This is a genomic window from Variovorax sp., assembly GCF_035634955.1.
In the GTDB taxonomy this organism is placed as follows: Bacteria; Pseudomonadota; Gammaproteobacteria; order Burkholderiales; family Burkholderiaceae_C; genus Variovorax.
In genome coordinates, this window is the sequence record NZ_DASQBZ010000024.1 from 220,673 (window position 1) to 240,444 (window position 19,772).

16 protein-coding genes are annotated in these 19,772 nt (G+C 69.5%); 7 read left to right on the forward strand and 9 right to left on the reverse strand.

Annotated features, from left to right (window positions below; all coding sequences use genetic code 11):
- Positions 1-2 precede the first annotated feature (2 nt).
- A complete protein-coding gene (locus VES41_RS13985; protein ID WP_324817930.1) occupies positions 3-866 on the forward strand; it encodes an isocitrate lyase/phosphoenolpyruvate mutase family protein in 864 nt (287 codons plus the stop codon).
- A gap of 27 nt (positions 867-893) precedes the next feature.
- Here the strand turns inward: VES41_RS13985 and pdxH are convergent, their stop codons facing one another.
- Positions 894-1,541 carry a pyridoxamine 5'-phosphate oxidase gene (gene pdxH, locus VES41_RS13990; protein WP_324817933.1) on the reverse strand — a complete coding sequence of 216 codons (648 nt, stop codon included), beginning with the start codon at positions 1,539-1,541 and terminating at the stop codon, positions 894-896.
- Between the two features lie 34 nt (positions 1,542-1,575).
- Here pdxH and VES41_RS13995 point away from each other — a divergent pair, with 34 nt between their 5' ends.
- Complete coding sequence (locus VES41_RS13995; protein WP_324817936.1) at positions 1,576-2,184, forward strand: nucleotidyltransferase family protein; 609 nt, start codon at positions 1,576-1,578, stop codon at positions 2,182-2,184.
- Between the two features lie 11 nt (positions 2,185-2,195).
- Here VES41_RS13995 and VES41_RS14000 read toward each other — a convergent pair whose 3' ends face one another.
- Together VES41_RS14000 and VES41_RS14005 are read right to left on the reverse strand one after the other, a co-directional pair.
- Positions 2,196-2,747 (reverse strand): superoxide dismutase family protein, encoded by a 552-nt coding sequence (locus VES41_RS14000; protein WP_324817939.1) that lies wholly within the window; start codon positions 2,745-2,747, stop codon positions 2,196-2,198.
- Positions 2,744-3,514, reverse strand: a complete 771-nt coding sequence (locus VES41_RS14005; protein WP_414719126.1) for a gamma-glutamylcyclotransferase — start codon at positions 3,512-3,514, stop codon at positions 2,744-2,746. The genes VES41_RS14000 and VES41_RS14005 overlap by 4 nt, the downstream gene beginning before the upstream one ends.
- Positions 3,515-3,561: 47 nt before the next feature.
- Between VES41_RS14005 and VES41_RS14010 the strand changes: the two genes are divergently transcribed.
- From VES41_RS14010 to VES41_RS14025, 4 genes are all read left to right on the forward strand, one after another.
- Positions 3,562-4,083 (forward strand): OmpA family protein, encoded by a 522-nt coding sequence (locus VES41_RS14010; protein ID WP_324817942.1) that lies wholly within the window; start codon positions 3,562-3,564, stop codon positions 4,081-4,083.
- 156 nt (positions 4,084-4,239) lie between these two features.
- On the forward strand, positions 4,240-6,066 hold the full coding sequence (edd, locus tag VES41_RS14015; RefSeq protein ID WP_324817944.1) for a phosphogluconate dehydratase: 1,827 nt from the start codon (positions 4,240-4,242) through the stop codon (positions 6,064-6,066).
- Entirely contained in the window at positions 6,063-6,707 is a 645-nt protein-coding gene (gene eda, locus VES41_RS14020) for a bifunctional 4-hydroxy-2-oxoglutarate aldolase/2-dehydro-3-deoxy-phosphogluconate aldolase (protein WP_324818092.1), read from the forward strand. The genes edd and eda overlap by 4 nt, the downstream gene beginning before the upstream one ends.
- 31 nt (positions 6,708-6,738) lie before the next feature.
- Positions 6,739-7,467, forward strand: coding sequence for a haloacid dehalogenase type II (locus VES41_RS14025; protein WP_324817947.1), 729 nt, complete (start codon positions 6,739-6,741; stop codon positions 7,465-7,467).
- Here VES41_RS14025 and gloA read toward each other — a convergent pair whose 3' ends face one another.
- The 5 genes from gloA to VES41_RS14050 all read right to left on the reverse strand — a co-directional run bounded on the left by gloA (position 7,468) and on the right by VES41_RS14050 (position 18,210).
- On the reverse strand, positions 7,468-7,878 hold the full coding sequence (gene gloA / locus VES41_RS14030) for a lactoylglutathione lyase (protein WP_324817950.1): 411 nt from the start codon (positions 7,876-7,878) through the stop codon (positions 7,468-7,470).
- Between the two features lie 120 nt (positions 7,879-7,998).
- Positions 7,999-8,688 (reverse strand): ABC transporter ATP-binding protein, encoded by a 690-nt coding sequence (locus VES41_RS14035; RefSeq protein ID WP_324817953.1) that lies wholly within the window; start codon positions 8,686-8,688, stop codon positions 7,999-8,001.
- Positions 8,685-10,295, reverse strand: coding sequence for an ABC transporter permease (locus VES41_RS14040; RefSeq protein ID WP_414719131.1), 1,611 nt, complete (start codon positions 10,293-10,295; stop codon positions 8,685-8,687). The genes VES41_RS14035 and VES41_RS14040 overlap by 4 nt, the downstream gene beginning before the upstream one ends.
- 119 nt (positions 10,296-10,414) lie before the next feature.
- Entirely contained in the window at positions 10,415-11,455 is a 1,041-nt protein-coding gene (locus VES41_RS14045; protein WP_324817956.1) for an extracellular solute-binding protein, read from the reverse strand.
- A gap of 107 nt (positions 11,456-11,562) precedes the next feature.
- Entirely contained in the window at positions 11,563-18,210 is a 6,648-nt protein-coding gene (locus VES41_RS14050; protein WP_324817958.1) for a hypothetical protein, read from the reverse strand.
- 230 nt (positions 18,211-18,440) lie between these two features.
- Here VES41_RS14050 and VES41_RS14055 point away from each other — a divergent pair, with 230 nt between their 5' ends.
- Positions 18,441-18,578 (forward strand): hypothetical protein, encoded by a 138-nt coding sequence (locus VES41_RS14055; protein WP_324817960.1) that lies wholly within the window; start codon positions 18,441-18,443, stop codon positions 18,576-18,578.
- Positions 18,579-18,662: 84 nt separating this feature from the next.
- On the opposite strand, the gene VES41_RS14060 is transcribed toward VES41_RS14055, so the two are convergent.
- Positions 18,663-19,730: an AraC family transcriptional regulator gene (locus tag VES41_RS14060; protein ID WP_324817963.1), complete on the reverse strand. Its 1,068-nt coding sequence runs from the start codon at positions 19,728-19,730 to the stop codon at positions 18,663-18,665.
- Between the last annotated feature and the right edge of the window lie 42 nt (positions 19,731-19,772).

The following is a 19,772-nucleotide window of genomic DNA, read 5'->3' on the forward strand; positions in this document are numbered from 1 at the left end:
CGATGACCGCTACAACTTTTTCCACTGACACCACCGCACCGTCGGCGGCCGAGATTTCCGCGCGCCGCCAGGCGTTTCGCGCGCTGCACGCCAAGGGCTGCTTCATCATTCCCAACCCGTGGGATGTTGGCAGCGCACGCATGCTCGAGGGGCTGGGCTTCCAGGCGCTGGCCAGCACCAGTTCCGGCATGGCCTGGTCGCGCGGCAGGCCCGACAGCGGCGTGTCGCGCGACGACGTGCTGGCCCACCTGCGCGAACTCGTCGCCGCCACCGACCTGCCGGTCAACGCCGATTTCGAGAGCGGCTACGCGCAAGATGCGCAGGGCGTGGCCGAAAGCGTGCGACTGGCCGTCGAGACCGGCGTGGCGGGGCTGTCGATCGAGGACGCCAGCGGCGACCCGGCGCAGCCGATCCGCACGCTTGCCGAATCGGTTGCGCGCCTGAGCGCGGCGCGCGGTGCCATCGACGCCGCGGGCGGCGAGGTACTGCTGGTGGGACGGGCCGAGAACTTCCTGCATGGCCGCGACGACCTGCAGGACACGCTCACTCGCCTGAGGGCGTATGCCGATGCCGGCGCCGATTGCCTTTATGCGCCGGGCATCCGCACGCCCGAGCAGATCACCGCCGTGGTGCAGGCCGTGGCGCCGAAGCCGGTCAATCTGCTGGTGGGCTGGGCCAGCGACCTGGACCTGGAACAGATCGCGGCGCTGGGCGTGCGCCGCATCAGCGTGGGTGGAGCGCTGGCCCGTGCCGCCTGGGGCGGCTTCCTGCGGGCCGCGCAGAAGCTGGCGGAAGACGGGCGCTTCGACGGTCTTGCCGACGCCGCTCCTGGCCAGAAGCTCAACGACTTCTTTGGCGGCGTCTGAAGCCGCCGCAGGTTGACGGTCTCGCCGTCAGGGCGCGAGTCGCTCGCGCAGCCAGGCGCCGTCCTCCAGCCGATAGCGCAGCCGGTCATGAAGGCGGCTCTTTCGCCCTTGCCAGAACTCCCACTGGTCGGGTTGCAGCCGGAACCCACCCCAGTGCGGTGGGCGCGGCGGGGAGAGCATGTAGCGGGCCGCTGCCGCGGCGGCGTTCTTGACGAGCACGTCGCGGCCGCCGATGACCTGGCTTTGCGGGCTGGCCCACGCGCCGATGCGGGAGTCCAGCGGGCGGCTGGCGAAGTATTCGTCGCTCAACTCGGGCTCGACCGGCGCGACCCGGCCCTCGATGCGCACCACGCGCTCGAGCTCGACCCAGTGGAACTGCAATGCCGCGTAGGGATTGCCGGCCAGTTCGCGGCCCTTGCGGCTTTCGTAGTTGGTGTACCAGACGATGCCGCGGGCGTCGTAGCCCTTGATCAGCACCACGCGCGTGGACGGCCGAAGGTCGGCGCCGACGGTGGCCAGGGTCATCGCGTTGGGCTCGGGCAACTGCGCCTCCAGCGCGTCGCTCATCCAGCGTTCGAACTGGCGCAGCGGGTCGGCTTCGCTGCGCGTCTCGTCCAACTCGGCGCGCTCATAGCTCTTGCGCAACTGGGCCAGCAGATCTTTCGGTGAGGTCATGCGCCGATTGTCCGCCAGCGCGCATACTTCCGGCATGCCTGCGAACGATCATCCCGAGCCGCCGTCGCCGGGCTTCCCGGCCACCCGTTCCCTGCCCACCGTCATCGTGCTGGCGTCCGGCCGCGGCGAGCGGTTCCTGGCGTCCGGCGGCCAGGGGTCGAAGCTGCTGGCCCGGCTGGCGGGCCGTGCGGTGCTGGAGCACACGTTGTCGGCGGTGCGCGCCAGCGGCCTGCCGTGGCACCTCGAAGATGCCGGCCACGCCGGCATGGCCGATTCGATCGCGGCGGGCGTGCGCGCCACGCGGGGTGCGGACGGCTGGCTGATCCTGCCCGGCGACCTGCCGCTGGTCCAGCCGCAGACCTTGCGGCAGGTGGCCCAGGCGTTGGCGAACGGCGCTCCGGCCGCCCAGCCCGTGCACGAGGGCAGGCCGGGCCATCCGGTCGGCTTCGGCCCCGCCAGCGGCGACGCGCTGGCGGCGTTGAGCGGGGCGCAGGGTGCGGCGCCCGTGCTGCTGGCGCTGCGCGCGTCCGGCGCGGTGGTTGACGTGCCGGTATCGGACGCCGGCATCCTGACCGACATCGACACCCTGGCCGACCTGGCGCGTGCCGAGGCCCTTCTCCTGGGCAGCCTCAGCGGAGGCTGAGGCGCAGGCCGTCAGTTGCGGGTGACGACGGCGCAGGCGATGCGCGGTCCGGAGTTGCCGGCGGGCTGGGAGGTGAAATCGTCCGGATCGCGGTGCACCACCACGGCGCGGCCGACGACGTTGTTCGCCTCGCCGTCGGTCAGCGAGATGCTGTGATCATCGACGCTGAAGCGGGCCACGCCGCTCGAATCGGCCACCAGGCTGGGAAGATCGCCAGCGTGGCCGCCGGCCGAGCCGAACTTGCCGTGGCGCCCGCCGGCCGGATTGAAGTGGCCGCCGGCGGCATTGCCGTTGTCCGCGCAATCGCCTTTCTCGTGCAGGTGGAAGCCATGCTCGCTGCCCGGCTTGAGGCCGCGCACTTCGCCGGCGACCCGTACGCCATGCTCGAGTGCCGTGAAGGTGATCTTGCCGGTGGTGGGATTGGGCGTGACTGCGCCGGTGGGGGCCAGGTTGGCGACGGCGGAGGCGCCGCCGCCCATCTTCATGCCGCCACACGCGCCCAGCAGCCCGGCCGTGGCCAGGACGAGGGACAGGGCGGCACCGCGCCGAAAGTTCTTCTTCATGTGCTCTCCTTGGAGTGTGAGTCCGCAACCGGCGGCTGCAGGGACGGGTGTAGCGCATCCTGGCGAGCGCCTTCGTCGGAGGATACCGACAACTGGTCACGTTGCTGCGCCTCGGCCAGGCGCAGCAGCCGCGTGAGGGCCGCATCGTGGATGCCGTGCTGCCGAAGTCCTTCCAGCGTCTGGCGCGCGTACTCCAGCGAGGTGCCGTAGCGCCCGCATGCCTGGGCGAAGATCTCGCGGTAGCGCGCGTCGCTGAGGTCACCGGTGAAGTTGGGGCTGCGGCGCGAGAGGGTGAAGGCCAGGGCCTTGACGTGGCCGCCCGGCGTCACGCACGACAGCCAGCGCGGGTCGTACACGCCCGTGACCATCTCGCGCAGCCACAGCCGCCCCAGCGTCTCGAGGCCGTCGGCCGCCGGAATGCGGAACACCACGCCGCGGCAGCTACCGCCCGAAAGCAATCCGAACACCAGGCCCGGGCATTGAGGCGTGCCGCGGTTGATGCGGCTCCACATCTTCAGCGCGCGGTGCCAGCCGTGCAGTTGGGCCGGCCGGCGCTCGCTGAAGTCGAAATCCGGCCGCCAGATCAGCGAGCCGTAGGCAAAGACCCAAAGATCGTCGTGGCCACCCCATTGGGAGATGGTCCGCTCGAGCATGGGCTGGGGGTCGCGCAGCGGCTTGAGCTGGGCGTCGTGCGGCGCGGGCTGGCCGGGGGCGGGCGCCGGGGGAGCCGCTTCCGGGGCGCCTACAATTTCCGAGGCGTGTGTCACCGCGCCATTATTCATATTCACTGCTGAACGACCGAGGAGCCGCGAGAATGTCCGCCACACAAGAAGACGACGGCCAGACCTACCTGGTACTGGGCCTGGCGGTTGGGGTCATCACCCTCGTGCTGTTGCTCGTCATGGGTGTGGCGCTGTCGCGCGGTTCGTCGCAGCCGCCATCGGCCCCGGTCGTCGCGGCGACCCCGGCGACGGCGTCGACGCCCGGCGCCGCGACGGTGCCCGAGGGCGCTGGCATCCGCGTCGACAAGGGCGTGGTGCGCTTCTACTTCGGGTCCGGCAGCACCGAACTGCCGCCGGGCGCTGCCGCGGCATTGACGCCGATCATCGAAGGCGTCGGCGCTGGCAAGAAGGCGCAGATCTCGGGCTTTCACGATGCCACGGGCGATGCCGCAGTCAATGCCGCGATCGCGCAGCGGCGCGCGCAGGCCGTGCGCGACGTGCTGACCGGGCTGGGCGTGCCGCCCGCCCAGGTGGACATGCGCAAGCCGGAGTCGGCGGTCGGCACCGGCGCCAATGCGCAGGCGCGGCGGGTCGAAGTCAAGGTCGTCGACTGATTCCCGTGTGCGGCCGGCCTGTTCCGGCGGGCGTCGTTGCGCATGTCGCGCACCGGGCGCGGGTCACGCAGCCTTGCTAACATGGACGCCTTGCCGGCCCCTTGCCGCACGCATCCTGGCGGCGGCCATGCGAGGGCCGGTGCATAACCCCACCCCATGAGCACCCATCCCACCGTTCAAAGCGTGACCGAGCGCATCCGCGAGCGCAGCCGCGACACGCGCCAGGCCTATCTGCAGCGCCTGTCCGACATGCGCCGGCGCGACCGCGGATCCGACCGCATGGGCTGCGCCAACGTGGCCCACGCCGTGGCTGGCGTGCCCGCCAACGACAAGCTGCGCATCGTGGCCGAGCGCGCACCCAACATCGGCATCGTCACGGCCTACAACGACATGTTGTCGGCGCACGCGCCGTTCAAAGGCTATCCCGACATCATCAAGGACGAGGCGCGTGGTCTCGGCGGCACCGCGCAGGTGGCCGGCGGCGTGCCGGCGATGTGCGATGGCGTCACCCAGGGCACGCCCGGCATGGAGCTGAGCCTGTTCTCGCGCGACGTGATCGCCATGGGCACGGCCATCGCTCTCACGCACGACATGTTCGACGCGGCCCTCATGCTGGGTGTGTGCGACAAGATCGTGCCCGGACTGCTGATCGGCGCGCTGCACTTCGGCCATCTGCCGACCGTGTTCGTTCCGGCCGGGCCGATGCCGTCGGGCCTGTCGAACAACGCCAAGTCCAAGGTGCGCGAGCAGGCGGCGCAGGGCCTCGTCGGCCGCAGCGGGCTGATGGAGGCCGAGATGGCCGCCTACCACGACCAGGGCACCTGCACCTTCTACGGAACGGCCAACAGCAACCAGATGCTGCTCGAGGCGATGGGGCTGCACGTGCCGGGCACCGCCTTCGTGCAGCCCGGCGATTCGCTGCGCGAGGCGCTCACCCGCGAAGCGGTGCGCACGGTGCTGGGCCGCGCCAGCGCGCAGGCCTATGCCTGCCCGCCGATCGGACAGCTGGTGGACGAACGGGCCATCGTCAACGCAATGAGCGCGCTGCTGGCCACCGGGGGCTCGACCAACCACCTGATCCACTGGGTGGCCGTGGCGCGCGCGGCGGGCATCACGATCGACTGGAACGATTTCGCCGAGTTGTCCGACGTGGTCCCGCTGCTCACGCGCGTCTATCCGAACGGCTCGGCCGACGTCAACGAGTTCCAGCGTGCCGGCGGCCCCGGCTTCGTGATCGGCGAGCTGGTGGGCGCGGGGCTGATGCATGCCGACGTCGCGACCGTCCGCGCCGGCGGCATCGCCGAATATGCGGGCATTCCTTCGCTGGGCGACGGCGGTCGCCTGCACTGGCAGCCGGCTGCCCCTTCCAAGGACGAGGCGGTGGCGCGTCCGGCGTCCGATCCGTTCAGCGCCACCGGCGGCCTGAAGCTGCTCACCGGCAACCTCGGGCGCAGCGTGATCAAGGTGTCGTCGGTGCCGCAAGACCGGCACGTGGTCGAAGCTCCGGCGCGCGTGTTCGACTCGCAGGCTGCGCTTCAGAAGGCCTTTGCAGCCGGCGAGCTCGACCGCGACGTTGTATGCGTGGTCCGCTGGCAAGGCCCGCAGGCCAATGGCATGCCCGAGCTGCACAAGCTCACGCCGCCGTTGTCGGTCCTGCAAGGCAAGGGCTTCAAGGTCGCGCTGGTCACTGACGGGCGCATGAGCGGCGCGTCCGGCAAGGTGCCGGCGGCCATCCACCTGTCGCCCGAAGGCGCGGCGGGCGGGGCCATCGCCAAGGTGCGCGACGGCGACATGATCCGTCTCGATTCGATCGCGGGCACGCTGCAGGTGCTGCTGCCCGAAAAGGAATGGGAAGCGCGTGAAACCGTGCGCATGCCCGACGACCAGCGCCATGCGGATGGGCACGGACTGGGGCGTGAACTGTTCGCCGGCATGCGCCGCAATGCGCTGACGGCCGAGGAAGGAGCCTGCACATGGCTATGAAACCGCTGCCGCAAAAGCTCGGCGCACTCGACGTGATGCGCGACGCGCCCGTCATCCCCGTGATCGTCCTGCAAGACCCGGCCCACGCGGTGCCGCTGGCCAGGGCGCTCGTCGCCGGCGGGATCCGCATGCTCGAGGTGACCCTGCGCACGCCCGCGGCGCTGGCCTGCATCGAACGCATCGCCAAGGAAGTGCCCGAAGCGGTGGCCGGCGCCGGCACCATCCGCAGCGCCGCCGATGCACAGGCCGCGGCGCTCGCCGGTGCGCGTTTCGGTGTCAGCCCCGGCTACACCCGCGCCGTGGGCAAGGCCTGCCACGACCAGGGCATTCCGCTGCTGCCGGGCGTGGCGACCGGCAGCGAGATCATGCAGGCACAGGAAGACGGCCTGACCACGCTGAAGTTCTTCCCGGCGTTGCAGGCCGGCGGCGTGTCGATGCTCAAGGCCTGGCAAGGTCCGTTCGGCGAAGTGCAGTTCTGCCCGACCGGCGGCATCCACGCCGGCAATGCGCACGAGTTCCTGGCGCTGTCGAACGTGGCCTGCGTCGGGGGATCGTGGATCGTGCCGAACGAGTCTGTGCTGTCGGGCGACTGGGCGCGCATCACCCAACTGGCGAGCGAGGCCAGCGCGCTCCCGCGCTGACGCGGGACATACAAATAAAAGGAGACAAGGCATGACGGGACAGGACCAGGCAAGCGAACTGAAGGTCATTGCCTTCGACGTATTCGGCACGGTGGTCGACTGGCATGGCGGCATACGGGCCGAGGTCGAGCGCATGCTGCCTGGCGTGGACGGCGACGCTTTCGCGCGCGCCTGGCGCGCCGGCTATGCGCCGGCCATGCGCGCGGTGATGGCGCGCATCGCAGCGGGCGAGGGCGGATTCACGCTGGTCGATGAATTGCACCTGCACATCCTCGACGAGGTGCTGCGCGACTTCGGCGTTGAGGACCAGCTGGACCGGGACGCCCGCCGCCGGCTCAATACCGCCTGGCACCGCCTGCCGGCCTGGCCGGATGCGGTCGAGGGCCTGACGCGGCTGAAGGCGCGCTACACCATCTGCACGCTGTCCAACGGCAACATCGGCCTGCTGACCGAGATGGCCAAGCGCGCCGGGCTGCCCTGGGACTGCATCCTCTCGGCCGAGGTGTTCAAGGCCTACAAGCCGGACCCGCGCGTCTACCTGGGTGCGGCCGGCGTGTTCGACGTGGCGCCGAACGAACTGATGCTGGTGGCGGCCCATCCGGACGACCTGGCGGCCGCGCGCGCCTGCGGGCTGCGCACCGCCTACGTGGAGCGTCCGCTGGAGAACGGCCCGGGCCGGCCGAAGGACGTTTCTCCGGACCCGGACAACACCTTCCACGCCCGCGACATCGTGGCGCTGGCCGAGCAACTCGGCTGCTGATCAGCGCAGGCCGGCGCCGGCGGCGTCCTCGGCGCGCTGGATGAGCTCGATCTTGTAGCCGTCCGGGTCCGTGACGAAGGCGATCACCGTGGTGCCGCCCTTGACCGGCCCGGCTTCGCGCGTGACGTTGCCGCCGGCCGCCTTGATCTTCTCGCAGGCGGCGTACGCGTCGGGCACGCCCAGCGCGATGTGGCCATAGGCGGTGCCCATCTCGTAGCTGTCGGTGCCCCAGTTGTAGGTCAGTTCGATCTCGGCCTGCGACGGGTTGCCTTCGTAGCCGACGAAGGCCAGGCTGTACTTGTATTCCGGGTTCTCGGACTTGCGCAGCAGTTGCATGCCCAGGACCTTCGTGTAGAAGTCGATGGACCGCTGCAGGTCGCCGACGCGCAGCATGGTGTGAAGAAGGCGCATGTTTTTTCTCTCTCTCGTGGGTCTGAAGAATGGGTGCGAACGCCGATTTTCCGTCCATTCGCAAGGGTGGTGCGGCGCCGGGGTCATGGCGGCGGCCTGCAGCGCCACCGCCGGCGCCGGTCAGGCGTGAGCCGACTGATGCCAGTGCGTCAGCCGGCCGTTGTGCATCACGCCGACGTGATCGGCGATGGCATGCGCCTCGGCTTCGTTGTGGGTGACGAGCACGGCCGTCTGGCCCGCCGCGCGCAGGATGTCGCGCACCTGCACCGTCAGGCGTTCGCGCGTGGCCGGATCCAGGTTGGAGAAAGGCTCGTCCAGCAGCAGCAGTTGCGGCGAAGGCGCCAGCGCCCTGGCCAGCGCGACGCGCTGCTGCTGCCCGCCCGACAGTTCGTGGGCGAACCGCCCGCCATGGTCGGGCAGGCCCACCAGGGCGAGCAGTTCGGCGACGCGTGCGCGCCGTGCTGGCGCCGGCAGGCGCCGCAGGCCGAATGCCACGTTGTGCGCGGCGTCCAGGTGCGGGAACAGCGCGTACTCCTGGAACATCATGCCGACGCGCCGCTGCTCCGGAGGCAGGTGCGTCGCCGCTGAGGACAGCAACTGGTCCCCCAGCCGGATGCTGCCGCTGCGCACGGGCTCGAAACCGGCGATGGCGCGCAGCACCGTGGTCTTGCCGCAGCCCGACGGGCCGAGCAGGCAGCCGATCCGGCCGGCGTCGAGCGCGAGCGACACTCCGTCGAGCGCCAGGTGTCCGCCGGTCGAGCCGTGGTAGGCCAGCCGAACGTCCTGCAGTCGCAGCGCCTGTCCGCTCATGGTGCGTTCTCCGTGCGATGCGCTGAGGTGCCGGTCTCCGTCGGGGCGGCGGGGTGCTGGCGCGCCAGCAGGATCACCGGCGCCAGCCCGGCCAGGACGATGGCCAGCGCCGCAATGGCACCTTCTTCGTAGGTGCCGCGCGCCGCTTCGGCATACAGCCAGGTGGCCAGGGTCTCAAAGCCCGGCGGCCGCAACAGCAAGGTGGCAGGCAGTTCCTTCATGGTGTCCACGAACACGAGCAACGCGCCGGCGGCCAGTGCTGGCCGAAGCAGCGGCAGGTGCACGCGGCGCAGCGTGCCCAGCGGGCCTTCGCCAAGCGATCTCGCGGCGTGTTCGAGTGCCGGCGGCAAGCGTGTCAGGCCGGCCTCGATGTTGCCCAGCGGCATTGCCAGGAAGCGGATGGCGCAGGCCGTCACCAGCACCACGCCGGCCGTCATCAGCGGCAGGCCGGGCAGGCCCAGCCATTGCGCCAGCCCGGCGTCCAGCGACAGCGCCGGGGTCAGCAGGCCGATGGCCAGCACAGTGCCGGGCATGGCGTATCCCAGGCTGGCGACGCGGGCCTGCCAGCGCGCCGGATTGGGCGTCGAGCCGATGCTGCGGGTGGCCCACGCCACCACCAGCGCGGCGCTAACCGCGACACCCGTCACGCCGAGGGCCAGCGCCAGGCTGCTGCCCAGGGCTGACAGAAGTTCGCGCGAAATGCCGGCGCCCAGCGCCAGGCGCTTGCCGGTTTCCACCACCAGGTAGAGCGCCGGCAGCACGAACCCGAGCAGGACCGGCAGGCTGCCCGCGGCCAAGGCCAGCCAACCGGTGCCGCCGGGCAGGCGGCGTGGCCGCATGGCACGCATCCGCTGAGCGGAGCCGAAGCGCTGCTGCCGGCGGCCGCGCCGTTCGAGCCAGAGCAGGGCGGCGACGAACAGCAGCATGCTGCACGCGATCTGCGCCGCGCCTGCCAGGTCGGAGCGCGTGACCCACGTCGTGTAGATGGCCACGGTGAGCGTGCGCACGCCGAGGAATTCCGAGGCGCCGATGTCGTTGAGCGTCTCCAGCAGCGCCAGGCCCGTGCCCACCGCCAGCGCCGGGCGCGCCAGCGGCAGCGCGACGCGGAAGAAGGCGCCGGCACGCCCCTCTCCGAGCGTGCGGGCGGCTTCCAACAGGTGTGCTGGCTGGCTCAGGAACATGGCGCGGGCGGTGAGGTAGACGTAGGGGTAGAGCACCAGGCCGAGCAGCACGATCGCGCCCGGCAGCGAGCGCAGGTCGGGCAGCCGGAATGCGCGCGGGCTGTCGTGGCCCAGCAGCCAGCGGATCGCGCCCTGGATCGGCCCGATGGGATGCAGAAGGTCGAGGTAGGCAAAGGCCACGATGTAGGTCGGCATCGCCAGCGGGAGCAGCAGGGCCCAGGCCAGGACGCCGCGACCCGGAAAGTCCCAGGCGGTGACCAGCCAGGCGCAGGCGGTGCCGAGGACCAGCACCATGGCGCCCACGCCCGTCATCAACAGGATCGTGTCGAGAACCGCCTGCGGCAGCACGTGGCGCGCCAGGTGCGACCAATGCGCCAGGTCGCCGCCGCTGGCGACCCAGGCCAGGCCCAGCAGCGGGGCGAGCACGCCCAATGCGATGGCCAGCGACGCGGCGCGCCAGAGCGGCCCCGCGGTGCGCGGCCCGACGGCGCCCGGGTGTCGCCGGCGCCACTGCCATGCCGGGCGCGTCGCGGGCGCGCAGGCGTTCACTGGTCGAACCGGACCTTGTCGATCAGCACGCTGGCCTGCTTGCGGTGGCGCGCCACTTCCGCCAGCGGCAGCGTGTCGGGCTTGATGCCGCCGATGCTGGCGGCGGTGTCGGGGTCGAGCGCCACGCCGCTGCGCACCGGGTACTCGAAGTTCGTCTGCGCGTACATGGCCTGCGCGGGCTCCGACACCAGGAACTCCATCAACCTGACCGCTTCGGTGCGGTTCGGCGCGTGGCGGGCCAACGCCGCGCCGCTGATGTTGACGTGCGTCGTGCCGTTGGCGAAGGTGGGGCGGATCACCTTGATCGCGTCGCCCCACTTGCGGGCGTCGGTTCCGGCCTTGGCGCTCTTCATCTGGCCGACGTAGTAGGAGTTGGCCAGGCCGATGTCGCAGATGCCGCCGAGGATGTCGCGCGCCACGTCGCGGTCGCCGCCGGTAGCCTTGCGCGCGAGGTTGGCCTTGACGCCGCGCAGCCATTGCTCGGTGCGCGCCTCGCCCTCGTGCGCGATCATGGCGGCCACGAGTGCCGTGTTGTACGGGTGCTGGCCCGAGCGGATGCAGACCTTGCCCTTGTAGCGCGGGTCGGCCAGCTCGGCATAGCGGAAGCTCGCCAGCGGAAGGGCCTTGTCGGCGTAGAGCACGCGGGCGCGCATCGACAGGGCCGTCCACTGGCCGCCTGCGTCGCGCAGTTGCGCGGGCACGGCCGATGCCACGGCGGGGGACGTCAGCGGCTGCGTGACACCGGCTTCGACCAGGTCGATCAGGTTGCCGATGTCCACGGTCATCAGCAGGTCGGCTGGCGAGCGGTCGCCCTCGGCCTTGACGCGCTCGAGCAGCCCGTCCTTGACGAAGACGGTGCGGACCTCGACGCCGCTCTGTGCGGTGAAGGCAGCCAGCAGCGGCTGGACCAGGGCGGGCTCGCGGGTGGTGTAGAGGGTCACCGGCCCGGCGGCGTGCGCCGCGAGGGAAGGGGCGGCGAGGACGGCCGCGCAGGCAACGGGCAGCGCCAGGCGGCGCCAGGTATGTCGAGCAGACATGGATGGACTCCGGAAATGTCAGGAAATGCGGGGCCGGCGTCTGCTCGTTGTTCTGTACCGATCGAGAATGATTATCACTGATCGGATCGTGCCCTCCGCCCGGTGCGTCAGAAGAGGTAGTTCACGCGCAGGATGCCTTCATTGGAACGGTAGCCCGACCCGAACTGGCCGCCGTACTCGGCGCGCACCTGCAGGTTCTTCTTCACCATCAAGTCCACCCCCAGGCGCACGTTCGCCAGGCTAGTGGGCGCACTGGCCGCCGTGTTGAAGCTCTGTACGCCCGGCACCGCGCCTTGGAACTGCGCGTCCGCCCCCCACTCGTTCTTGTCATGCAAGGTGGCGCCCACAGCTGCATAGGGCCGCAGCGTCATGCCGTTGTCCATCTCGACGCGGCCACCCACCTCCAGCATGGGGGAAGCGGAGAACATCGTGTCGCTGTTGCCGTCCACGTTGAGACCCAGTGCACCGGCACCTTGTTCGCTGTAGCTCCCGGTATGCATGTGCACCGCGTGCAGGTCCAGGTAGGGCTTGAGATACCAGTCCTGTTGCGGGACCAGGTAGGCAATGCGGGAGTGCAGGCCGTACTGCGTGAGGTTGAAACTGCCGGTGGCTTGCGCTGCATAGCCCGGGAAGGCGATGTTGCGCGTGGTGTCGTAGTTGCCGTAGCCGAAGTCCGCGGCGCCCGAAATGGTCCAGTTGCCGATCTCTCGCTTGAGCACCATGCCCACCGCGCCGCCGTTGCCCTCGACGCTGCCCGCGCCTGTGGAACTGTTGAAATCCTCGCTGTTGTATGCCGCGCTGCCGCCCAGGAACCAGCCCTGCGCAATCTGCTTCTGGCCGCCCACCTGCACGGAGTGCGTGCTGGCGCTGTAGTTGGCATGCTGCGATCCGCTGGCGGTGGTGCTGTTGTCGATCACACGGCCCCACAGGCAATCGCGCTCCTTCATGTCCGTGCTGTTGTCCTGATCGAAGGTCGGGCAGGAGTTCATGCGCTCCACGAAGGCGTGGCTGGCCGCCAGCCGCGAGGTGCCCACGGCCTGCTGAGCTTCGTTGCCCAGGCTGGTCAGGGTCGCCTTGTAGGTTGCAGGGTCCTGCACGCCCGCGGCCAACTGGGCAAGGGTGCCGCCCAGGCTCCCCGAGCCGGCATTGAAGTTGGCCTGGAGGTGATCGGCGACCGATTGGGCGTTCTTGCCGAGGCCCGAGGCCGCGGCATCGAAGCGCGCCTGGGGAGTCACGAAGATCGACTGCTGGGCCGAGCCGTCGGCCGCGGTGGTTCCGGCGTTGGAGATCTGGTAGTGCACCAGCATCGGGTCGACCGACTGCAGCTGCGATGCGTCGAGCTCGCCCTTGACGTCCATGACGTCCACGGGCGTGGGCGCCAGGCGCGCGGTGCGCATCTGGAGGGCGCCGGCCAGGTGCGCGTCGCCATCGACCGTCAGCCGGTCCGAAGTGCCGGCCACGTGATCGCTGTCGATCACGATGCGGCCGGTGGAACCCTGTTCGAGCTTGCCGGTGACTTCGGTGACTGCGCCTGCCGTGCCGGCGCCGCCGACCTCCACCTTGCCTTCGTTCTGCACCACGTCGGCACCCATGAGGTTGCCGGTGTTGAGCGTGCCGCCCAGGCGGTTCAGCACGCTGCCCGAGCCCGAGCCGATCTTGAGGTTGACGTTGCCGTTGACAATGCCGGTGCTCAGGTTGTCCAGGGTGGTCCTGCCGGCGGCGCTGCCCACCGCCAGGCCGGTGCTGGTCGCGGAAATCGTGCCCCCGTTCGTCACCGTGTTGGTCCCCGTGGCTTCGACATAGACGGCGCCGGCCGATTTGTCCTGGCTCTGCACCGAGGCGTATGGGCCTACGTTGATGGTGGCGTTGTTGCTCCCGTTGCCGCTGCTCTGGGCGTAGATGCCCCAGGCGCCCGCGCCGCTGGTGCTCACCGTGGCCGAGTTGCCGAGCGTGACGTTCACGTTCCCGGTGCAGTTGTCCGAGCTGCAGCCGGTGTAGTTCGTGCTGCCGGCAAAGCTGTAGCCGGGGTTGTCGGCCGTGCCGCTCAGAATGCCGCCGCCGCCGCCCAATGCCTGTGCCAGTACGCCATGTGCATTGGCGCCGGTGGTGGCAACGGTGTTGAAGGCGCCCACGTTCACCGAGACGTTGCCGCCCTGGCCGCTTTGCTGATTCGGGTTGGCTTTCAACCCGCCGTCGGTGGCCGTGCCCAGCTGGACGTGGCTCATGTCGCCGACGAGGCCGCCGCCTCCGCCGATGCTCTGCGCCAGCACGCCCACCGCGCCCGCGCCGCTGGTGGTCACGCTGTCGAAGCTCCAATCCGTCAGTGACACGTTCACGCTGCCGCCGTTGCCGGTTTGCTTGGTGCCGGGGAACAGCTTGGCAAGATCCATCGATGGTGTCGCGCCCGAGAATACGCCGCCGCCGCCGCCGATACTCTGTGCCACGATGCCGTGGGCGTTGGCGCCGGACGTTCCAATGGCGTTCCAGAGCCCGCTGCCGTTGCCATTGCCCACGTTCACATTCACCGTATTGGCGTTGCCGCTGGAACCGTTGGCATCGCCGATCGTCAGCGGCAGCAGGGTCGTGTTTTGAATGCCGCCCCCGTTGCCGCCGCCTTTGGCATCCGATTGGGCGCTGGAGGCAACCATCAGGCCGCCGCCGCCGCCGATGCTCTGCGCTAGCACACCGACGCTGTTGGCGCCCGACGTACGGATCGTCCCTTGACTGCCCAGCTTCTGGTTGAGCGACACGGTGGTGTTGCCGCCATCTCCAGCCGCACCGCCACTGCCGCCCAAAGAGAGATTGATCTGCATGTTGTTCTGCGAATCGGTAGACGCCGACACATCGCTGGACAGAAGGTGCGCAGTGCCACCACCACCGCCGACGCTCTGGGCGAGCACGGCGATCGATTCGCGTTCCTGCGTGTTGATCGAGCCTTCGTTGTCCACCGTCACGCTGCCGCCCGAACCGCCCGCACCGCCGGACCCGCCCAGCGTGACGTTGAAGTCTTTCAGTGCGCCGGCGGACGATGCCGTCGCGCCGCCCTTGCCGCCGCCGCCGCCGACGCTCTGTGCACTGATGCCATAGCTGCTGACCCCGAGGGTGGCGATGCTGCCGGTGTTCGTCACCTGCACCGTGCCGCCGGCGCCGGCGCCCGCTCCGCTGCCGCCCACCGTGAGCGCGCCGCTCGTGCTGTCATCGCTCGAGCCACCGTCGCTCGCGCTTCCCGAGAAGCTGCTGGCACCGCCCACGCCGCCGCCGCCGCCAAGGCTTTGCGCAAAAATGCCGTCGGACTTGTTGCCGTTGGTCTGGATGCCACCGCTGTTGGTCACCGAGACGGTGCCGCCCGTTCCCCCGACACCGCCCTGGCCACCCAGCGTGGCATTGAGCTTCAGGCTGCTGGACTGGCCGTCGCCATCATCGTCGTCGCGCAACGTGCCGGTCGCGGCGTCATCGTCGCCACCGCCGAGGGCCGAGCCGAGTTTCGTCAAGCTGTTGACCGCGCCCCACACCTTGCTGCCCACGCTGTACACGTTGTCGGCAACCTTGGTGACGCCGCTCGTGTCCACGCCCAAGCCGCTCTGAATCGAGTTGCTCATCTGCTGGAATACCTGCTCTGCGTTCGGCGCACCGCCGGTGGTGGAGGTGCCCTTGCCGGCCTTGCCGCCGCCGCCGCCGATGCTTTGCGCGAGGACGGCGTCCGCTTCGGCGCCCTGGGTGAGCAGATTGCCCTGGTTCTGCACGGTGACGGCGCCCGCAGTGCCGCCGCTGCCGCCGCTGCCGCCGACTGTCACGGATGCGGAGATCGAGCCGCCGTTGGCCTTGGCCGCCCCGCCGCCGGAGGCACCGCCACCGCCCGCCAGGCTTTGCGCAAAGACCGCATTGGCGCCGTCGCCTGCAGTGGCGATATTGCCCAGCGACTGGTTGTTCACATTGACGGCGCCTGCGATGCCGCCCTGGCCGCCCGAGCCGCCGACGGTGACCGAGCCGGTGTAGCTGTTGTCGCCAGACCCGGCCGATGCGGACGAGTCCCCCGCGCCCCCCGTGCCGCCGCCGCCGGCCACGCTCTGCGCGAATACGCCATAGGCGTCGGCGCCCATCGTGAGTACCAGGCCGTTGTTGTTGGCGGTGGCCGACCCAGCCGTGCCGCCACCGCCGCCCTTGCCGCCCACGCCGACGCTGACGCTGACATTGGTGCTGTCGCTGTTCAGGCCATTGGCGTACGAGGAGGCGGTGGAGTCGCCGCCATTGCCGCCCCCACCGCTGAGGTTCTGCGCGATGATGCCGATCGAGCCGTCGCCGGAGGTCGTCACGAGGCCGTTGTTGTTCACCGTGACCGGGCTGTTGCTTTGGTCGCCGCCTGCGCCGCCGCTCCCACCCACGCTGACACTGACGGAGGTGGTAGGAAATTCCGGATCGCCGCCGAGTGCTGCCGCCGTGGCCAGTGCCGTACCCCCCTGGCCGCCGCCGCCGCTGATGCTCTGCGCCTTCAGGCCGTAGGAATCCGCCCCATAGGTCGATACTTGCCCTGCATTGGTGAGGTTGACCGCGCCGCCTTGGCCGCCGTTGGCTCCCCTGCCGCCCAACGCGAACGACGTCGAGATCTGCACCCCGGCGTCGATCGCCACGGCGGCGCCGCCGTTGCCGCCGCCGCCACCGACGCTTTGCGCGGCGATGCCGCCCGACTGCGGGCCCAGCGTGGTGACCAGGCCGTTGCTGTTCACGTTGACCGCGCCGCCGTTGCCGCCGCTGGCGCCGTCGCCGCCGATCGCCAGCGATACACCCGTGCCCACGGCGACCGCGTTGCCGCCGATGCCGCCCGCGCCGCCAACGCTCTGACCCTGGATGCCGATGGCTGCGTCGCCATAGGTGATCACCGTGTCGTTCAGCACCGCCGAGTTGGGGTCGCTCGACAGCAGGCCGAGCGTCACATTGCCGCCGTTGCCGCCACCTCCGCCATTGCCGCCGATGGCGACGCCGGTCGTGCTCGAGAGGGCATTGCCTCCCGAGCCACCTCCACCGCCGATGCTTTGACCGACCATGCCGTAGGATCCGGTGCCCTGGGTGGTGACGGTGCCGCTCTGTCCGTTCACATAGACCGATCCGCCGTCGCCTCCGTTGCGCGCCGGCCCGGCATAGCCGAACACGCTGGCCGCATCACCGCCGCTGCTGCCCATGCCGCCCAGGCTTTGCGTCAACACCCCGTACACGAAGCTGCCCGTCGTGCCGACCGTACCGTCGATGGCAGCGGTCGCCGTGTTGCCGAGTCCACCCTTGCCGGCGCTTCCGGCAGCACCGCCCATGCCGGCACTGGCATCGCCGCCCGAGCCGGCCGTGCCGCCGCTGGAAACCACGTACACACCAGCGTGCACCGCATCCGTGAGCGCATTTTCGGCGCCTTGCGTGGTCACCGAAGCGTTGTCGAGCAGCGTGACGCTGGCGGTGCCGCCGTTGCCGCCGTCTCCACCCTTGCCGCCAGCGGCGTAGGTTGCGCCGACGGCCACGGCGGCATCGCCACCGCTGCCCCCTGCGCTGCGCGCCACCACGCCAAAGCCTGATGAGCCGCTGCCGGTAGTGACGCTGGTAGGCCGCGTGGTGCCATCGCTCGGCGTCGCGCCGATGACGACGGTAGCCGACGCGGCAGCGCCGCCGTTGCCGCCGTTGCCGCTGGTGGAGGTGGCGTTGCCAAAGTCGCTGGCGCCGCCGCTGCCACCGTTGCCGCCGAGGGATTCGGCCAACAGGGCTGCGGTGCCGTTGCCAACCACTTGCCCTCCGGATTGCAGATTGACCGTGACATTGCCCGCATTGCCACCTTGTCCGCCCACGCCGCCGGCGGAGACCTTGGCGTTGCCCGCCGCCCCCCCGTTGCCGCCAGCGCCGCCGGTGCTGCTGACGAGCGCGCCGACTCCGGCGCCCTGGACGCTGCCCTGGTTCTGGCCGCCGGTGGCGTTGTAGATGGTCAGCGTCGCGTCCGGGGCATTGCCGCCGGTGCCCCCGTTGCCCGCCGTGGACGACGAAGGCGCAGCCGCCGAGTTGCCACCGTTGCCCCCGTTGCCCGCAGTCGCAAACATGTCGATGCCGTCGGCCTGGGACGATGTGATGGAACCGGTCACGGTCGCGGTCATGCCCTGGCTGGAAGATCCGCCGTTGCCGCCCGTGCGTCCCTGGCTTTCGGAGATGCCGCCGTTGTCGTTCGTGCCCGTGCTGCCGGCGCCACCCAGCGCGTTGAGCGAGGCACCGGTGCCGGCAGTGGAGATGTTGCCGCCGATGTTGGCCGTGACATAGGCGCTGCCCCCACCATCTCCAGAGAGTGCGCCGAAGTAGCCAGCGCCGCCAGCTGTTCCCGAAGAGATCGAGCCCCCACCCTGAGAGAGGACATACAGGCCCGGTGTCGCGGGATCCGTGCTGTTCACCGTGCCGGCGTTCATCGTGACGCTCACCGGGCCGCCACCGCCACCGGTGCCGTCGTGGCCGGCGCCGCCGATGGATGCGCCGACGCCGGCGCCTCCCCAGCCGCCGGAAGAGGTGAAGCGAAGGAGGCCACCCGCATTGCTGCCCTGCGCACTGACCGCCGGGCCGACCGTGACTGTGACCTCATTGCCTTGGCCGCCGTTGCCGCCGTTGTCGCCGTCGCTGCCGCCCTTGCCGCCGTCGCCGGCGACGGTTTCGAGCTGGATCGCTCCAGTGCCGTCGACGCCGGGCGTCGCGGTCAGTGTCTGGGAATTGGTGAAGGTGCTGACAATGGGCTGACCCATATCGCCTGCCTGCCCGTCACCGGCCGTCGGCGTCAGATAAATGATCTGGCAGGCCGTCGGCGCGCCATTCTGACAAGCTGGTCCGCTGTCGGCCAGGGCCGCGACCGGCATCAGCGCGAACGGAGCGCCAAGGGCGAGCGCAAGCACTCGATTGAGTGGCCGGGCCGCGATGTGCGCCGGACGTGGGAAGTTCGAAGTCATGGCATTCCTGTGGTTGTGAAGGAGATGCCATGAGGCTATTTTTCGTCGGGGCGGTGCTGTTTGACGAGCGTCTCAAATGCCCACGCCGTATGCCAACTGATGCGACGGAAAAGGATCTGGCTGCCTCGGGCGAAAAGGTCGAAGTGGTACTGAGTGAACGGCAGTAGGCCGAGGCCGAGATGCAACGTTCCCAGCCCGTCTTCGCTGGTGAGCGCTCGTGTGGACTGGCGTTGCCGCGGCGATCTGTCGATCTAGCGGCCGAGGACGCGGAGCCACTCGGAAAGGCGTTGCGCTTCGCCCATGGAAACGGACGCAGCAGCATGCGTAAATGGTGCAATCTGCATTCTCGCTTCGCTGGGCTTATAGCCAAACTGGTCACTGAATGCACGGCTGAACTGCGCTGCAGAGCGGAAGCCGAAGTCGTCGGCCAAGCGCTTGAGGTGCACACGCTCCGTGGCGCCAGCAAGCAGTTGATGAGCCTGGCTCAGTCGGCGTGCGCGGATGAAGGCGCTGACTCCTCCCATAGGTTCGAGCAGCCGGTACATGCTCGATCGAGACACTCCAAAGGCGCCGCATAGCTGCTCCACCGAGAGGTCGGGGTTTGCCAGATGCGAATCGATATAGCGTCCGATTCTCCTGGGCAGCAATTGGTCTATGAGCGGTCGCGCAAGTGCAAGCGAGTCGCTCAGGGGCGCCAAACTGGCGGCAACCAGATGCAAGGTACTGCGCGCCGTCAACTGCGCCTCCGACAAGCTCAAGCCTGGTGCTACACGCACGAGGTTTCGCAGATGATCAACCAGCAGCGTAGCCACGGCACCTGCAAGCTTGACGCCATGAAGATCCAAGCTTCTTGGCAACAGCGCGTCTAGCGCGTCGCGCGCAATGAACAGGGTTACATCGGTACCCGACGCGATCTGCGAGCGCATCTGTTGCGACATGTCCAGCAACAACGGTTCGCCGACCCCCTGCCTAACAAAATGCCTGTCGCCAAGCATGTGCTCCGATGGGCCTCGCTGTTCCAAAGAAACTGTGAGCAAGTAGTGGTCGATCTGGCTGGAGCGGATCAATGCTGGGCTGCGCACGAGATCATGCACATACATCTTGCGCCACAGCACTGCAATGTTGCCTAGCATCAGGCCGACGTGTTCAGCGCCATCAACCCGGATGGGCCCCTCCTTTGGCAAAAGCAGATCAAAGTTGTCGGCGAAGCGTTCCCGAAGCCGTTCCCTTACCTCGCTGCCATTCAGATCCTCACCCTTGAACAGGTAGGAGGGTATGTTGTGGCTTGTTGGCGAGGCCATTGGTTGATCCCACTCCATCAGCACGCCAGGTCGGGGCGCTATGTGCGAAATCTATCAATG

Bases quoted from the DNA above. Each gene is read 5' to 3' on its own strand.
- VES41_RS13985 (WP_324817930.1), top strand. From the start codon at position 3: ATGACCGCTACAACTTTTTCCACTGACACCACCGCACCGTCGGCGGCC.
- pdxH (WP_324817933.1), bottom strand. From the start codon at position 1,541: ATGACCTCACCGAAAGATCTGCTGGCCCAGTTGCGCAAGAGCTATGAG.
- VES41_RS13995 (WP_324817936.1), top strand. From the start codon at position 1,576: ATGCCTGCGAACGATCATCCCGAGCCGCCGTCGCCGGGCTTCCCGGCC.
- VES41_RS14000 (WP_324817939.1), bottom strand. From the start codon at position 2,747: ATGAAGAAGAACTTTCGGCGCGGTGCCGCCCTGTCCCTCGTCCTGGCC.
- VES41_RS14010 (WP_324817942.1), top strand. From the start codon at position 3,562: ATGTCCGCCACACAAGAAGACGACGGCCAGACCTACCTGGTACTGGGC.
- edd (WP_324817944.1), top strand. From the start codon at position 4,240: ATGAGCACCCATCCCACCGTTCAAAGCGTGACCGAGCGCATCCGCGAG.
- eda (WP_324818092.1), top strand. From the start codon at position 6,063: ATGAAACCGCTGCCGCAAAAGCTCGGCGCACTCGACGTGATGCGCGAC.
- VES41_RS14025 (WP_324817947.1), top strand. From the start codon at position 6,739: ATGACGGGACAGGACCAGGCAAGCGAACTGAAGGTCATTGCCTTCGAC.
- gloA (WP_324817950.1), bottom strand. From the start codon at position 7,878: ATGCGCCTTCTTCACACCATGCTGCGCGTCGGCGACCTGCAGCGGTCC.
- VES41_RS14035 (WP_324817953.1), bottom strand. From the start codon at position 8,688: ATGAGCGGACAGGCGCTGCGACTGCAGGACGTTCGGCTGGCCTACCAC.
- VES41_RS14045 (WP_324817956.1), bottom strand. From the start codon at position 11,455: ATGTCTGCTCGACATACCTGGCGCCGCCTGGCGCTGCCCGTTGCCTGC.
- VES41_RS14050 (WP_324817958.1), bottom strand. From the start codon at position 18,210: ATGGGTCAGCCCATTGTCAGCACCTTCACCAATTCCCAGACACTGACC.
- VES41_RS14055 (WP_324817960.1), top strand. From the start codon at position 18,441: ATGAGGCTATTTTTCGTCGGGGCGGTGCTGTTTGACGAGCGTCTCAAA.
- VES41_RS14060 (WP_324817963.1), bottom strand. From the start codon at position 19,730: ATGGAGTGGGATCAACCAATGGCCTCGCCAACAAGCCACAACATACCC.